This is a genomic window from Saccharibacillus qingshengii (genome assembly GCF_013185195.1).
GTDB lineage: Bacteria > Bacillota > Bacilli > Paenibacillales > Paenibacillaceae > Saccharibacillus > Saccharibacillus qingshengii.
In genome coordinates this window covers 23,143-37,655 of sequence record NZ_JAAZWC010000025.1, presented here as the reverse complement: position 1 = coordinate 37,655, position 14,513 = coordinate 23,143, and the positions used below count along the sequence as shown (strand labels likewise).

At 56.1% G+C, this 14,513-nt stretch carries 11 protein-coding genes; 3 read left to right on the top strand and 8 right to left on the bottom strand.

Features of this window, described 5'->3' with window-relative positions; genetic code table 11:
- Window positions 1–3: 3 nt before the first annotated feature.
- The 3 genes from HRQ60_RS18295 to HRQ60_RS18285 form a co-directional block, all read right to left on the bottom strand.
- Window positions 4–2,130, bottom strand: a complete 2,127-nt coding sequence (locus tag HRQ60_RS18295) for a serine aminopeptidase domain-containing protein (protein WP_172198487.1) — start codon at window positions 2,128–2,130, stop codon at window positions 4–6.
- A gap of 257 nt (window positions 2,131–2,387) precedes the next feature.
- Complete coding sequence (gene dhaK, locus HRQ60_RS18290; RefSeq protein ID WP_172198484.1) at window positions 2,388–4,154, bottom strand: dihydroxyacetone kinase subunit DhaK; 1,767 nt, start codon at window positions 4,152–4,154, stop codon at window positions 2,388–2,390.
- A gap of 57 nt (window positions 4,155–4,211) precedes the next feature.
- Window positions 4,212–5,348 (bottom strand): glycerol dehydrogenase, encoded by a 1,137-nt coding sequence (locus HRQ60_RS18285; protein ID WP_172198481.1) that lies wholly within the window; start codon window positions 5,346–5,348, stop codon window positions 4,212–4,214.
- A 290-nt stretch (window positions 5,349–5,638) separates the two neighbouring features.
- Between HRQ60_RS18285 and HRQ60_RS18280 the strand changes: the two genes are divergently transcribed.
- Window positions 5,639–6,670 carry a PocR ligand-binding domain-containing protein gene (locus tag HRQ60_RS18280; RefSeq protein WP_172198478.1) on the top strand — a complete coding sequence of 344 codons (1,032 nt, stop codon included), beginning with the start codon at window positions 5,639–5,641 and terminating at the stop codon, window positions 6,668–6,670.
- 132 nt (window positions 6,671–6,802) lie between these two features.
- Here HRQ60_RS18280 and HRQ60_RS18275 read toward each other — a convergent pair whose 3' ends face one another.
- The 3 genes from HRQ60_RS18275 to HRQ60_RS18265 form a co-directional block, all read right to left on the bottom strand.
- A complete protein-coding gene (locus HRQ60_RS18275) occupies window positions 6,803–7,510 on the bottom strand; it encodes a GDSL-type esterase/lipase family protein (protein WP_172198475.1) in 708 nt (235 codons plus the stop codon).
- Between the two features lie 359 nt (window positions 7,511–7,869).
- Window positions 7,870–8,661, bottom strand: a complete 792-nt coding sequence (locus HRQ60_RS18270) for a DUF4261 domain-containing protein (RefSeq protein WP_172198472.1) — start codon at window positions 8,659–8,661, stop codon at window positions 7,870–7,872.
- Window positions 8,662–9,101: 440 nt separating this feature from the next.
- Entirely contained in the window at window positions 9,102–9,563 is a 462-nt protein-coding gene (locus HRQ60_RS18265) for a hypothetical protein (protein WP_216671638.1), read from the bottom strand.
- 207 nt (window positions 9,564–9,770) lie between these two features.
- Between HRQ60_RS18265 and HRQ60_RS18260 the strand changes: the two genes are divergently transcribed.
- Window positions 9,771–10,691: an AEC family transporter gene (locus HRQ60_RS18260; protein ID WP_172198469.1), complete on the top strand. Its 921-nt coding sequence runs from the start codon at window positions 9,771–9,773 to the stop codon at window positions 10,689–10,691.
- A 101-nt stretch (window positions 10,692–10,792) separates the two neighbouring features.
- Here the strand turns inward: HRQ60_RS18260 and HRQ60_RS18255 are convergent, their stop codons facing one another.
- Both HRQ60_RS18255 and HRQ60_RS18250 read right to left on the bottom strand, forming a co-directional pair.
- The gene (locus HRQ60_RS18255; RefSeq protein WP_172198466.1) at window positions 10,793–12,064 is read right to left on the bottom strand and encodes a methyl-accepting chemotaxis protein; all 1,272 of its coding nucleotides are present in this window, start codon (window positions 12,062–12,064) and stop codon (window positions 10,793–10,795) included.
- A 444-nt stretch (window positions 12,065–12,508) separates the two neighbouring features.
- Window positions 12,509–13,666 (bottom strand): polysaccharide deacetylase family protein, encoded by a 1,158-nt coding sequence (locus HRQ60_RS18250; RefSeq protein WP_246281395.1) that lies wholly within the window; start codon window positions 13,664–13,666, stop codon window positions 12,509–12,511.
- A gap of 505 nt (window positions 13,667–14,171) precedes the next feature.
- On the opposite strand from HRQ60_RS18250, the gene HRQ60_RS18245 reads away from it, so the two are divergent.
- Window positions 14,172–14,477 carry a hypothetical protein gene (locus tag HRQ60_RS18245; protein WP_172198464.1) on the top strand — a complete coding sequence of 102 codons (306 nt, stop codon included), beginning with the start codon at window positions 14,172–14,174 and terminating at the stop codon, window positions 14,475–14,477.
- Window positions 14,478–14,513 lie beyond the last annotated feature (36 nt).

The following is a 14,513-nucleotide window of genomic DNA, read 5'->3' as shown; positions in this document are numbered from 1 at the left end:
GGATTAAACCAGGTTCCAGAACATAACCGTGTTGGCGACCGTCACCAGCGTAAACAAAATCGTGTTTACAAAAGCCGGCAGCCAGACATTGTTTGTTTTCTCGAACAGTTTGCGTGCATAGACAGCGGCGATAACCAGCACGGGCACCAGAGCGAACAGAAGGATTCCGTTCAGGTTCTGAGCCGGATACAGCGCTACGCCTCTGGCGAAGTCCAGACCGTATTGGGCGATCAGCCACAGGATCAGGCCGCCCACGTTCAGGAAGATCGCAAGCAGATAACCGCCTTTGCGCGAGCGGGTATCGGCGTTCAGCGCCACGGCGCTGACGAAGTAGTAGATCAGGAAGAACGGCATGTAGCGCAGTCCGGTAATGAAATGTTCAACCGTGAACGTGCGGACCGCGAACGTCCAGATCCGGAAGTCCGTGCCGAAGATCGCCTGCATGACGAACAGCAGCAGGTAGCCGATCGCAACAGCGATGACCGCCGTGCACAGACTTGCGACAATCGTCATCGGATTCAAGCTGATGCCGTAATCCGAGAAGCGGGCGCCGGCATGCTTTTTGTTAAAGTAATAGAACGCGAACGTGATAAACGCCGTGATCGACGCGGACACAAGGGCCCAGTAGACGATCTGGTTCGTTGTCGGTTCGTTAAAGAACGGGCTGAGCGGCACGATGCCGTCCGCTTTGGCGAACAGAATCCACATCACGGCGGAGACGACCGCGAGAATGAGACCGCCGATGCCGACGTGGCGCATAGCCGCCGAAGCTCCCGAACGGGCGAAGCCGATCACGGCCGCGATCACGGAGACGACAAGCAGCACGATCGCAATGAGGGTCAGCGTATGCAGACCGCCGGCCGATTTGTCCATCAGCGTCGGGAACAAGATCGCCGGAATCAGCGCGCTGAACACGACGGCGATCCAGTAAGCGGCTTTTTGCCCGCCGCCGAGCGGTTTGGCCAGCGGAGCGGTAACCGTCGTAATCGACTGCTTGAGGAACGGCAGACGAAGCAGCAGTACCGACATCGGCACGATCATCAGGAAGAATCCGATCATGGCGATGAAGTTGAACGCTTCCTTGAGCCACCAGATCTGGTTGCCCGAAGACAAGCCCGCATCGGTCTGGCTGGCAGACGTTACGCCTTCGAACGCATGGGTGTAGAAATCGATCAGATAGCCGGTCGTTTCCGGCGAGAAGTGATTCCACGGATGCGTCTGGTTCGGCGTATAGATGATCCGTTCGCCGGTCTGCGAAGGACGGACGACCTGGTCTTCAACCTTGAGGTCGCCGGCATCCACCGTGTAATATTGTCCCTGCTTCGCTTCTTCGCTGCCTTCGGCGAGTCCGAGGAAGGCGCGTCCCGACAGCGTTTTGGCAAAGTCCTTGTGCATGACGGTGCCGACGACGGCTTTCTCGGCGGCCGTTTTCTCTTCATCGGATTTATTGAAAAAGAACTCGTCGTAATGGCCGGCAATCATGCCGACCGTACGGTCGCCGTAAGCGGCCGTCAGCTGATCCTGCGGCGCAACGGCGGCGGCGTACGAGAAGTCCGCGCCAACCGAAATGCCGGTATAGATCATCCGGTGTCCGGCCTGCAGCGAATTCATCTCGTCCATGTACATGGCGAGCAGCGTGGAGAAGCCGCCCATCGAGTGACCGCTGACCGCGAGGTACGCGTTGCCGTTCTCGTCTTTTTTCGTGTAATCCTGTTCGTACATATATTTGGCGGCATCGAACTGCGAGTAGATCCAGAACGTCGAGAACTGCTCGCCGACCTTGATATCGCCAGCCCAGCGGGAATCGCCGTGATCGTACATATCAAGCGCGAGTACGATATAGCCGCGGCGCGACATTTCGATCGCCGGCGCGTCCTGCATTTCCTTTGTGTTCAGATAGCCGTGCGTGGTCACGATAACCGGACGGGGATCGTCGGGTCCTGCGCCTTTGGGCATATACAGCAGGCCGTGCAGCGTGCCGTGATCGGCTTTGAACGAGATTTCCTTGACGTTCACTTTGTAGAAGGATGTGTTGAACATGCCGGCCAGCAGACTGCCGAGCACAACCAGAACCAGAGACAATGCGAGCAGTCCTGCCGGTTTCTTGAAGAGGTTGGATAAGGTTTTCACTTGGCTATCTCCCCGCGACCTTGGTCGCATCAGTATAAAATCGTAAAGCTGAACGGGAATCGATCGGTCGAACAACTAATTAAAATTGCGGAAGGCTGAATTAGGGACACCGGACAAACCGGTATGCCGCACGCTTCCTTCAAGCGGCGGAAATGCCGGATACGGGCGTTGGAAGCGCAGAGCAAAGAGGCGGTCAGCCGGATCGCCCGGCTGCCGTTATTCTCCCGCTCTTGTATGCGCGCCAGGAAGCGCGCTTGTTACTTCAAGCTTTCCGACAGCTGCGTGAAGATCACGCCGAGCGCGTGCGCGCCCGCATCCGGATAGCCGATGCTGCGTTCGCCGACCGTACCCGCGCGTCCCATGCGCGCCACGATCTCCTCCGTCTTTTTGGCTCCCGCCACAGCCGCTTCCGCGCCTTTGGCGAAGGCCGTCTTGACGTCGTCGCCGGCCGCTGCGCTTGCCGTCCAGGCATCCGCGCACGGCACGAGCGCGTCGATCAGCGTCTTGTCGCCAACAACCGCCCCGCGTCCGAACGAACGCTCGCCGGTCGACTGAATACCCGCTACCGCAGCCTGCAGCAGCTCGGCGAAACCGGCTACGTCAAGTTCCGTTTTCTCGCCCGCCGAACGTCCGGCCGCGCGGAACGCGGAACCCCAGATCGGTCCGGAAGCGCCGCCGCAGTATTCCATGATGACGAGCGAGCACTCGTTCAGGAAACCGCCAATCGAAGGATCGTCATGCGACAGAATTTCTTTCCATTCGCGCTTGAGCTGCTTGAAGCCTTTGGCGACGCTCATGCCGAAGTCGCCGTCGCCGGCCTGCGAATCCAGTTCGCAGAACGGGATTTCGTTCTCGATGATGATCTCGCTCATCTTGTCGATCACGTACACGACATTGTCGCGGGTAATCGTGCCGCCCGATACCTGCGCATACTCGGCCGGCGTTTCAACCGTGAACGAAGCGGAAGCCGTGACATCGTCCGCGCCGGAGCTGCGAAGTTCTTCGTAAGCCGGCTGCACGACCGGACCCGATACTTTGAACGCCGGCGTATCGCTTTCGCGCGACAGCAGTTCCTTGAGTTCGTCGTCGAGCTTCATGAACGTGACCGAGATGCCGGCCATGTCGATGCTCGTCATGTAGTTGCCGACGAACGTCCGGTTGATCTTGATCTTCTTCTCCGTCAATTCGCGCGTGACCGCGTGGTTGAACAGATACAGCTCCTGCAGCGGAGTCGAACCGAAGCCGTTGACCAGCAGGGCGATTTCTTCGCCTTCGGCGTCTTCAAGCTTCATGTCGCGCAGCAGATCCTTGACCGTATGCGCAGCCAATTCGTCGGCCGTCGCCATTTTCTCGCGGCGGATCCCCGGTTCGCCGTGGATGCCCACGCCGTATTCGATCTCGTCTTCGCCGAGTTTGAACGTCGGCGTTCCTTTTGCCGGCACGGTACACGACGTCAGGGCAAAGCCGATACTGCGTACGTTCGCCGCGGCTTTCTCCGCCGCCGCTTTGACTTCGGCCAGACTGCGGCCTTCTTCGGCTGCGGCGCCCGCGATCTTGTGTACGAGCACGGTGCCCGCCACGCCGCGGCGTCCTACCGTGTAGAGGCTGTCTTCGACCGCGATATCGTCATCGACGCGAACGTAATCGACTTCGATGCCGTCTTCGGCTGCCAGATGGGAAGCGTTTTTGAAGTTCATGATATCGCCGCTGTAGTTTTTGATGATCAGCAGCGTACCTTGGGTGCTGGCGGTCGACTTGATCGCCTGGTAGATCTGGATCTGGGACGGCGAAGCGAACACGTCGCCGCAGACCGCCGCATCCAGCATGCCTTTGCCGACAAAGCCGGCGTGCGCCGGTTCATGGCCGCTGCCTCCGCCGCTGATCAGGGTTACTTTGTTTGCGTTCAGTTCTTTTTTCTTGATGACTTTATATTTCTGCAGGAATTCCAGTTCGGGATGCGCAAGGACGAGTCCGCTGCACATCTCCATGACGAGGTCTTCGGGTTTGTTGATGACTTTTTTCAAAAGGCTTACCTCCTAATTGGTCGAACTTGCCGGGCCTCAGCCCGGCGCGTTGGGAACTTACAGGCCTCTGGCCGCTTTGTACGCGCTGCCGAGTCGATCGGCGGTCTGAACGGCCGCTGCCACCTGCTCTACCGTAACCGGGAAAGGCATGGCATGAATCGATTCTTCCGGAATGCAGGCTTTCTCCGCAATCTCCAGCAGCTGTTCGCGGGTAATCGACTTCACGCCGATATCCGCCAGGCAGACCGGCAGACCGACGTCCAGGCAGAAGTCCATAACCTGGTTGAGTTCTTCGGTCGGCGCGTTTTCCAGGACCAGTTGGGCAATCGTGCCAAAAGCTACTTTTTCGCCGTGGAAGTAATGATGCGCTTCTTCAAGGATGGTCAGACCGTCATGGATCGCATGCGCGCCGGCCAAGCCGCCGCTTTCGAAACCGAGTCCCGACAGCAGGATATTCGTTTCGACGATATTTTCAAGCGCCTGGGTAACCACGTTCGCGTCGCAGGCCGCTTTGGCTTTGACGCCGTCTTTGAGCAGCATTTCGTAGCACAGCGTGGCCAGAGCCATCGCCGCGTTCGTGCCGATCGCAGGAGCCGCTTTGCCTTCTCTTGCGCCGCTTGGCAGTCCCGCGTTGACTTTCGAATACGAGCGGGAAGTTGCGCGGGCTTCGAAGTAGGTGGACAGCGCGTCGCCCATGCCGGATACGAGGAATCTCGTCGGCGCGTTGGCGATAACGGTCGTGTCGACCAGGACCACGCTTGGGCTCTGCTTGAAGTACGCGTAGTCGTCAAAAGCGCCTTCCGGCGTGTACAGCACGGCCGAGTGGCTCGTCGGTGCGTCGGTTGCGGCGATCGTCGGGCAGATGATCAGCGCTTCGCCTTGGGCTACGCATTTGGCGGCATCGATCGCTTTGCCTCCGCCGAGACCGATGACGCAGTCGCAGTTGTTCTCTTCGGCGATCGCCTGCAGACGAGCAACTTCCTGACGCGAACACTCGCCCATGAAACCGCTCTCAACGAACGAGATTCCGAACTTCTCCGCTGTCGCATCCAGCTTGTCTTTGACTCTTGCCGCGTCGTCCGGGTGCGCGATCAGCAGTGCCGATTTGCCGAACGAGCCGACAAAGTAACCCAGGTTGAGCAGTTCATTTTCGCCTTGCACATATTTCGACGGACTGATAAAAGCTTTTCTCATCTTAAATCCCTCCAGATAGTAGTGATATTTTCATTGATTTGCAGCCGCGGCAGGATATCAAAATACGATTGAAACTGCGAGTGAGCTGCGATTGCGCATCCTGATGCCGCTTTCTTTTATCATAATCTACAATTTTAAGGTTTACATTGGACTTTTAAAGCAATATATTATAATCTGCAATCGTAATTTGATGTCCTACCGGTTAAAGTTGCACCTTTTTGTCATCGCTTACATGCTTTTATGCGTTTATGTATGTACTCAAAATCCCATTTTCGAAAGAAGGAACTGCCATGACCGGCGAACTTCTCAGTATCCAGACCGTGTTCGACCTCGAAAAGTGGGAACGCCTCCAGGATTCGCTCGCCTCCGTCACCAAACTCGCCATCTTGACCGTCGATTACAAAGGAAATGCCGTCACGCGGCACAGCGCCTGCCAATCGTTCTGCAACGCGGTGCGCCAAGACGAAGACCTGCTCCCCTACTGTCAGAAATGCGACTCCCGCGGCGGATTGGAAGCGGTGCGTTCGAACAAACCGTACATCTATCTCTGCCATTACAATATTATCGATATCGCCGTGCCTGTCATGATCGACGGCCAATACATCGGCGCCGTGATGGCGGGGCAGGTACGCTTGTCCGATCACGCCGGTTCGACCGAACTCGAGCAGATCCTGACTTCCAAGAACAAGAAGCTGTACAGCGAGAAATGGGAAAAACTCAAAGACCATTACGCCGATCTTCCGGTGATGTCGTATCAGGAGATCGTGACGATCTCGAATATGCTCTCGCTGCTGTGCAGCTATATCGTGGAAGAAGCGACAAACAAGAACCGGATCGCGGAGATCTTCGACAAAGCGTCGGGCAGCGGTACCCTGCCGAGCTTGTCCGAGCTGCTGCCGGGCTATACGCTGCGCCATCCGGAAAATGCCCGCCGCGACGCGGCCCGCCTGCTCGCCGATGCGACGCTTGGCGCGGGCTCCGTCGGAAGCGAACGCTCCGAACACCCCGTTCTTCAGCCTGCGCTGGATTATCTGTTTGCGCACAAGAACGAATCGGTGCCGCTGAAGAAAATGGCCGAACTCTGTCATATCAGCCCGAGCTATTTCAGCCGTCTGTTCGCCAAAGAGATCGGGGAAAGCTATTCGGGCTACGCCGCCCGGCTGAAGATTGTCTGGGCCCGGCAGCTGCTGGAGCAGACGGATCTTCCGGTCTCGCAGATCAGCGCGGAACTGGGCTTCAATGAACCGGGCTATTTTATCAAAACGTTCAAAAAGTACGAAAACGCGACACCTGCGGTTTATCGGAAATATTATCGGAAATAAGCGAACAGGCTGCGCAGCCGCATCCTTCTTCTCCCGCTTCATGGATTAATCCATGAAACGAAAGACGGATGCAGGCTCGCAGCCTTTTTGTTGGATCAGGTTCCCCGCTTATGCCGGCACGGCGAAGCGGATTCAGACGAGCGCCGCCGCGCTTCCCTGCACGACTTCCAGCCAGCGCCGCGCCAGCAGCCCGTGTCCGGCCGTCGTCGGATGAATGCCGTCCCAGATCCAATACGAAGCCGGAGCGGTCTCGCATGCGGCGTCAAAAGCATCCTGCAGCGGCACGAAAACCGCGCCGAATTCGCCTGCAAGCGTCCGGACGACCGACGCACAGGCATCCGCCGCCGCTCTCCAGGCGGTCCAGTCGGCATCCGTATGCCCGCCGGGCAGAATGAACGGCTCGCACAGCACCAGCAGGGCGTCCGGAAGTTCCCGGCGCGTCCGCTCGAGCAGCCGGCGGCAGCCCGCCTCATAGCTCGCCGGATCGAATCCTCCCGGCTCGGCGATCGACATCAGGATATCGTTGACGCCGGCCAGTATACTGATCGTATCCGGCTGCAGGTCGATCGCGTCTTCGGCCCAGCGCGCTTCGAGGTCGCTCACCCGATTGCCGCTGATCCCGCGATTGATGAACTCCGGCTGCCGCGAAGCCAGTGCCCATCCGCGCTCCGCCGCAATCCAGAAGACGTAGCCGTGCCCGAGGATATGATTCGGGTCCGTATCCCGCCCCCGGTTGCCGTCGGTAATCGAGTCGCCCTGAAACAGAATTTTCCGAGCCGACCGATGATCGGCTCTATTCCCTTCCCCTTGTCCATCCTTGCCTTGCAGTGCTTCGGTCATGCCGGTTCTCCCCTTTTTCGAAAACGTTTCAAATCTCGATTACGTATTCGGCGCAGCAGCTGGTTTTCCTGCCTGTCTCCACCGGGGGGCGGTAAGCGCCGCCCAATGTTCCCGCAATCACCGGAGCCAGCCCTGCAAGAATCGGCTTCCCATCCGTCGTTACCGTAGGCCTTCTTTTGCCTCTCTCGATGTTACGGGCTCTGTCCGATTAGTTGTACGTACAACTTCCTCTATGCGAATCCGGCTCCGTTTACCGGCCCGATTTTCCGGTAAAATAGACCTGCTCCGAAACGGCCGAATACGGGAGCCGCAGGTCGACAGCAGACGTTTACTTCCACGCTGCCGCCGACCCGGCGTATTCAATAACCGATCTTGATCGACTGTCCTTCCACCGCAATCCCCGGCGACAACTGGAGCAGCAGCCGCTGGTCTTCGGAGAAACCGATCGTTTCGCCGTCCATGAGCGTTGCGCCGCAGTCCACGATATATCCCGTCACGCGGAACGTAAGCTCGAACACGTCGACCAGATCATGGCTGGAACGCAGCACTTCGATTTCTTCATGGCCGAAATTGCGCAGTCCTACCGTATAGGACGATACACCCTGCTCCTCCTCGTACAATCCCACGAACACCCACAGCTGCACCGGAAGTTCGCCTTCCTTGAGCAGCATCGCGTTGCGTACATAGGCTTCCGCCGGCATGAACATGGGAGAGCGGTACAGCGCAAGCGCATGTTCCTGCTTCAGCAAACTGCACAGAATCTGGGTGAACAGCACATGGCCGACGAGCGGGTCCGTGACGCCGGATACCGATACCGTGACATGCGCCCGGTACCCTTTGATTTGCTTCGCGGCTTCGGACCACAGCGGATTGACATCGCAGCGTTCTTCCACTTCGCTCTCGGGCAGCGGCTCCGTTACCAGTTCGCACGATACCCGCAGTCCTTCCGCCGTGAACAGCATTTTCCCTTCTTCGGGCAGCGCATCGGCTTCGATCCCCCAATCGTTCTTCATATTGCGGATAAAACGCGGAAAGTCGCATTCCGGTTCGCGCAGCAGGACAAAAGCCCGAAGCGTGCGTCCGGACTCGTTCGGCCATTCGCGGCGTTGCGTGCGTGTTCGTTCTTCTCCGGGACGTTCGAACAATTCCATCTCCAGCTCTCCTTTGAATCTATATTTTTATTTGGGCTATCCAAAATGTATAAATATGTAGGGTCGAATCTATAATTACCCCAATACGGACAATACTTAGCCTTTATAGACGGAACTCCTGCCGAAGACTCATTCCTTGGAAAAAGAACCGGGAAAAGACGGAACAAACCGGGTACAGGGTATCAAAAACCCGACTCGCATAAACGCGTTAACGTATAAAATCACCTGAATAGGTTTACCGCCTATCGCGCACAACGTAACGAGCGTTGAAACCCTGAATGCAAAAGGAGCTTTTCCGCCGTCCTGCCTTCATCTTCATGGACAAAAAGGCTTCCGCCCGCTCCTTTTGCAGGAACAAGCAGAAGCCTCTGGGGACACCGAGCGGATCGATAAGACAATCCAAGTTTGACTTGCCCTGCTCCGGATAGGGTAAAGACCGGTTAGGAGCGGACAGGTACAACGCGATACGAAGCCGTTCCCGGGGAATGGTCTTCCGTGCCCTGACGTTCGATCGTCCAGCCGATCGAGAGTACGGAAGCCAGACGATCGCGCTCTTCCGGCGTCAGTTCGGCCGACACGCCTTCGATGCCTTCGCCGCGCTCGACTTCCGGGGTGTGTCCGAATACGATTCGGATCCAGGTGTTTATGCCGCCAAGCGTATTGTATTTGATCCGGTAACCAGCGGTGACCGCCTGCCCGAATAGTTCGGGCTGTTCGGCCTGAAGCACCCGAAGCGGTTCGAAGCTCGAGATGGCTTCATCTTGGGGCTCGGGCAGCGTCCCATCCGCCGTCCGGTGCAAAATCTCTTCATCCGTAAGTCCAAGGGCACGCACACTCTCCAATACGATCGCATCCCACTGCGACAATCTGACCCGTTCGGCCGTTTCTGTCGTTTCTGTCATCTTCGTTCTCCTCCCCGGGTCGCGCAGCCTGCTGCGGCGCGCCGTTTCTTCTTCCACTTTACCGCAAAGAAGCGCCGCTTGTACAGAGATACGCAGCCCCGCGGACGGCATCGGCCGGATCGTTGAAGCTTAGGCGATTTTTGATGCTATAATGAAACACGACTCGTCCTTAGGGCGAAAACCCGACCGAAAGAAGCTGAGGCCCCGATGATTGTCCGGATTCTGCTTGATGTCGTGCTGCCCGTATTTGTCTTGATCGCCGCCGGTTCCGTGATGCAGCGGCTGTTTCGGCTCGATCTGTATACGTTGTCCAAGATCAACTTCTACTATATTACGCCGGCCGTCGTGTTCATGAGCTTGTACCGGTCGAATATTTCGATCGAACTGCTGGGCGGCGTAGCCTTGTTCTACAGCCTCTATGTCGGGGTGCTCTACCTGCTGTCTTTTGCCCTTACCCGGTCTCTCAAGTATTCCAGCGGAATGAAAGCCGCTTTTACCAACAGCGTGCTGCTGGACAATTCCGGCAATTACGGACTTCCGATCAATCAGCTGGTTTTTGCCGCATCGCCGCTTGCCGCATCGATCCAGGCGCTCATCATGTCGTTCCAGAGTCTGCTGACTTTCACTTACGGCGTCCTTTCGATTCAGGGAGCCAAACTGAGCGGCAATTACCGCAGCGTCATTATCGGCTTTTTGAAAATGCCCGTTCCTTATGCGCTCGTACTCGGATTTGCTTTTCATGCGCTCGCCGTGCCCCTGCCGAATTTCGTCACGCAGCCGCTCGGCTACATCCAGAATTCGATGGTCGCGGTCGCTCTGCTGACGTTGGGAGCGCAAATCGTCAAATATCCGCTGCGGCTCGGACGCTCCTCGATCTACTTCAGCATGATTCTGCGGCTCATGATCGCTCCGGTCATCGGCTATCTGCTTATTCTCCTGCTCGGTATCGAAGGGGTACCCGCCCAGGCTCTGCTGATCGCATCGGGAATGCCGACCGGCGTGAACTCGTCGATTCTGGCCGAAGAATATGACAATGAGCCCGATTTCGCCGCTCAGACCGTACTGGTCTCGACGCTGCTCAATATCGCGACGGTCACCGCCCTGATTACGATTGCGCAGGGACTGTAACCGGTATTCGCCTACGTTTCCTTACCGCCGCAAACGCAAAAATCCCGCAGCACCGGAGAAGTTCCGGATTACGCTGCGGGATTTTCGCGTTAAAAACCTTTTTACATCCGGAAAGCCGTCGTCTTGTCCAGCAGTCTGCCAGTCATCCGGTTCAGTTCTTCCGAAGACGTCGAGAGTTCTTCCATAATCGCCGTTTCTTCATGGATCGAACTGGCGATCCGTTTGGCTTCTTCGGCGAACAAGACGGCACGCTCGCTGATCTCGCCCGCATGCCGGTGCGCCTGGTCGACGCGGCCGGTCTGCTGCGAAATCATGAGTTCGATACTGCGGACGGCATCGACCATCCCGTATACCGCTCCTTCCAGGCCTACGAGCTGTTCTTCCACCGCTCCGGTATGTCCGGACTCCTGCGAGACCCGCTCGCTCTGCTGCTGGATCAGCAGCACCGTATCGCGAACCTGGTCCTGAATCCGCTGGATCCGCTCGCCGATCTGTCCGACCGAATCGGCGCTTTGTTCGGACAGCTTGCGAATTTCCTGGGCGACGACGGCGAAGCCCGTTCCGTGTTCGCCGGCCCGTGCCGCTTCGATCGAGGCGTTCAAAGCCAGCAGATGCGTCTGCTCGGCAATATCCCGGATCGAGCGGTTGATAATCTCGATATCCGCGGCCTCGCGTTCCAACCTGCCTACCATTTCCTGCGAACGGACACTCGACTCGGCCAGCTCGCCGATCCCTTCGCGCAAAGCCAGGAAGATATCGCGGGTCGAACGAACGGAACCTTCCATGCTGCCGGACAATCCGATCATCTCTTCCGAGCTGCCCTGCATCCCGCGGAACGCTTCAAGCATCTCGTCGGCGTTGCGGCGGGAATTCTCGGTGGCATGCTGCTGCCGTTCGACGCCTTCGTGAATCCGGTCGACCCCTCCGGAGATCTCTTCGATCTGCTCGGCCGCTTCGGAGATCGCGCTGCTCATCATCCGTACATTTTCGGACGTGACTCCCGCACCCGACGCAATATCTTCGACCATATCGCGCAGACTTCCCACCATTTGACGAAAAGCATCATTCAGCACGGTAATCTCGTCCTGCGCGTTTCGCACCGGCACCTCTACGGCGAGATTGCCGCCCGATACTTCGCGCGCGGTATTCGCCAGCCGTACAATAGGCCTCGTCAGAAGTCTGGAGACAAACCAGCCGAGAATGCCGCTCCAGAGAACTCCCAGCAGCAGAATAATCGTCATATACAGCCAATCGGCCATCGAGTCGGCAATATAAGGTTTCAAGAAGAAAATAAAAAACGCGCTTGTTGCATAAGTCACCCCGGAAATAGCGATAAATCCGGCCACCATCTTTTTCCCCAAATTCAGTTTCATCTGCGCGGTCCCCACCTTTTCGATTCCGTTTTCACATTCTAAGGTTGCGATTTGATCCATGATCCTTTCCGGCATGCCCCTTGCATACCCAGAGTCGGTTTTCCCATACGTACCTGCTTAACCTGAGTCGATTATCCCACATTGAACAGGCATATTGAACCCTTTAAGCAAAAGAAAAAGACTCTTTCCCCAAGGAAAGAGTCAGGCTGTCGAGAAAGTCCTATTCGTTGTAGAAGCTCGTCAGCTGCGGGAGAAATTCGTTCCGGTCGCATGTTGAAATCGGGAAAAAGGATTGGAATTTAGCGGAATTTTCCCGATTTCAAAGGCAAACACTATCGTTCCTACACTGAATTTCTCCCTCCGCCTCCTCGCTTCTCTCAGAATCAGACTTTCTCGACACGTTGACTCTTTTCCCGAGGAAAGAGTCTTTGGATCTTTTCCATTTTACCGTTTGTCGTGCCAAAAATTCACAGGAGTCGTGTTCTGCCCGATGACTTCGAACGTAAACCCTTCGCTCTTCAGCGTTTTTAGGACTTCGGGCAGAACTTTGAGCGTCGCCTTCTGATCGTGCATCAAGACGACAGGGACGGTGCCCTGCTGTTCAAGCGTATCGATCTGGTCGAGAATGCTGCGTACGACTTTGGCGTGATCCGTCTGGTATTTCCAGTCCTCGGAATCGACGTTCCAGTCCCACAAGCGGAAACCCGAAGACAGCACCTTATCGCGGTAAGCCTGCTTGAAATAAGGTTTGCTGCCGTAAGGGGTACGAATCAGCGTCGTTTTGACGCCTACCGCTTTGTACAGCATCTCGTTATCCTGCTTCATTTCCGCCAGGGCGGATGCCGGGGACGCGTAAAACTTGTCTTTGACATGCGTCATGCCGTGCAGCCCCGCCGAATTGCCGGAATCGACCAGACGTTTGACGGATTTCGGATAAGACGCGATATTCGGTCCGAGCATGAAAAAGGTACCTTTGGCTTCATACTTCTGCAGGATATCGAGCAGTTCGTTCGTATGGGCGGTCGGGCCGTCGTCAAAGGTTAGATAGATCGGCTTCGCGGAGACCGGTTTGACGGTCTGAGGCTTCTCTTCCGTCTTGCCGCGGTCTTCGCCTTTCAGTACCGCCCGGTTCCGATCGACGAAACTCTGCAGGCTGAGCAGCTGTTTGCCGCTCGTGATCCGCACCAGCGGCACGCTGGAATCGTAAGCAATTCCGAAGTTGAACGTTCCTTTGAGCAGGGAAATCGGAATCATCGTGCGCCCCGCACTGACATAGGTCTTGAGCGCAACGGTCTTGGATCCGCTGATCGCCTGCTGCTTGCCCGGAACGATCACAATGCTGTGCTTGCTGCCCTCCAAGACGATTTTCTCTGTCGTTCCGCCTACCTTGAGGTGCAGCTGCTGTGAAGTCTCGCGCAGAGGCACATACAAGGAACCTCCGTTGATCTCCGCCTTGATCCCGGTCAGCTCGTCGTTGTACCCGAGCGGAACCTGTTTTGCGCCGGCCGCTTCCGTCCGCTGCGCCGCTGTCAGCAGCAGCACGGCGATCAGGGCGACCAAGCTTCCTTTTTTCCATACATTCCGCCAATCGAACTTTTTCATCTCGACTACCTCCGTTTTTTCCGGTGGGACGGTCCGATCCTGTCTGTCGACAGCCGCCGCTCCGGATACTACGGAATTTTCATACGGGTACTGCCCTGCTTAAGCCCGGTTCCAACTCCTGTCTTTCAGTATAGGGATAGGAGAGAAAAGATGTCTTTACACCGCGGTTAAAAAAAGTTACAGATTATTAGAATTTTCGCGATTTTTCGTCAGAACCATAAATAGTCGAATAGTCCTACCTATTTATCGAGCGAGCATTGTAATTTCCTATTCACGATTGAAAAGAATGTTCCGAAATATCTAGTAGACACAAGTTAGACACTTGATAAAACGAAAACGAAGGTCACCCGCCGCTTAGAGCCCAAGTACGCAAACCCGCATTTTCCTTGCTTTCATTCTTTTTCAACCTTAAATTCATATGTAAAAAAAGATTTAAGGAAAAATTAATGAACATTTTGTGAAAATGTGATATTGTAAATTTACATTCATAAAGAGGTGACTTAACATGCCAATGCAAAACCGTGTTCAAGAACTGAGAGAACTGCTGCCGTCCGAACATAAGGGTATTTCGTACTATGTGGAGCATGCTTTTCAGTCGATCGACCAACTCGTAGAGAAACACCGCTGCGACAACGCCGCCCTGGCCATTTACGGAGACCGGGTCAACGGAAACGAAGAACGCGTCTATTTCGATACAGTCTCGCAGATCAAAGCCGAACTGCTGCAAACGTTGGAAAAAACCGTACAAGACGCTCTTCATACCGGAGACAAGCACTGGAGCAAGCATTATAAAGACGGGATCAAAGGCTGATTAGTATCCACAGGCTTCCCTGTCGTTTACCGGAAA

Bases quoted from the DNA above. Each gene is read 5' to 3' on its own strand.
- HRQ60_RS18245 (WP_172198464.1), top strand. From the start codon at position 14,172: ATGCCAATGCAAAACCGTGTTCAAGAACTGAGAGAACTGCTGCCGTCC.
- HRQ60_RS18275 (WP_172198475.1), bottom strand. From the start codon at position 7,510: ATGACCGAAGCACTGCAAGGCAAGGATGGACAAGGGGAAGGGAATAGA.
- HRQ60_RS18260 (WP_172198469.1), top strand. From the start codon at position 9,771: ATGATTGTCCGGATTCTGCTTGATGTCGTGCTGCCCGTATTTGTCTTG.
- HRQ60_RS18270 (WP_172198472.1), bottom strand. From the start codon at position 8,661: ATGGAATTGTTCGAACGTCCCGGAGAAGAACGAACACGCACGCAACGC.
- HRQ60_RS18280 (WP_172198478.1), top strand. From the start codon at position 5,639: ATGACCGGCGAACTTCTCAGTATCCAGACCGTGTTCGACCTCGAAAAG.
- HRQ60_RS18255 (WP_172198466.1), bottom strand. From the start codon at position 12,064: ATGAAACTGAATTTGGGGAAAAAGATGGTGGCCGGATTTATCGCTATT.
- HRQ60_RS18265 (WP_216671638.1), bottom strand. From the start codon at position 9,563: ATGACAGAAACGACAGAAACGGCCGAACGGGTCAGATTGTCGCAGTGG.
- HRQ60_RS18250 (WP_246281395.1), bottom strand. From the start codon at position 13,666: ATGAAAAAGTTCGATTGGCGGAATGTATGGAAAAAAGGAAGCTTGGTC.
- HRQ60_RS18285 (WP_172198481.1), bottom strand. From the start codon at position 5,348: ATGAGAAAAGCTTTTATCAGTCCGTCGAAATATGTGCAAGGCGAAAAT.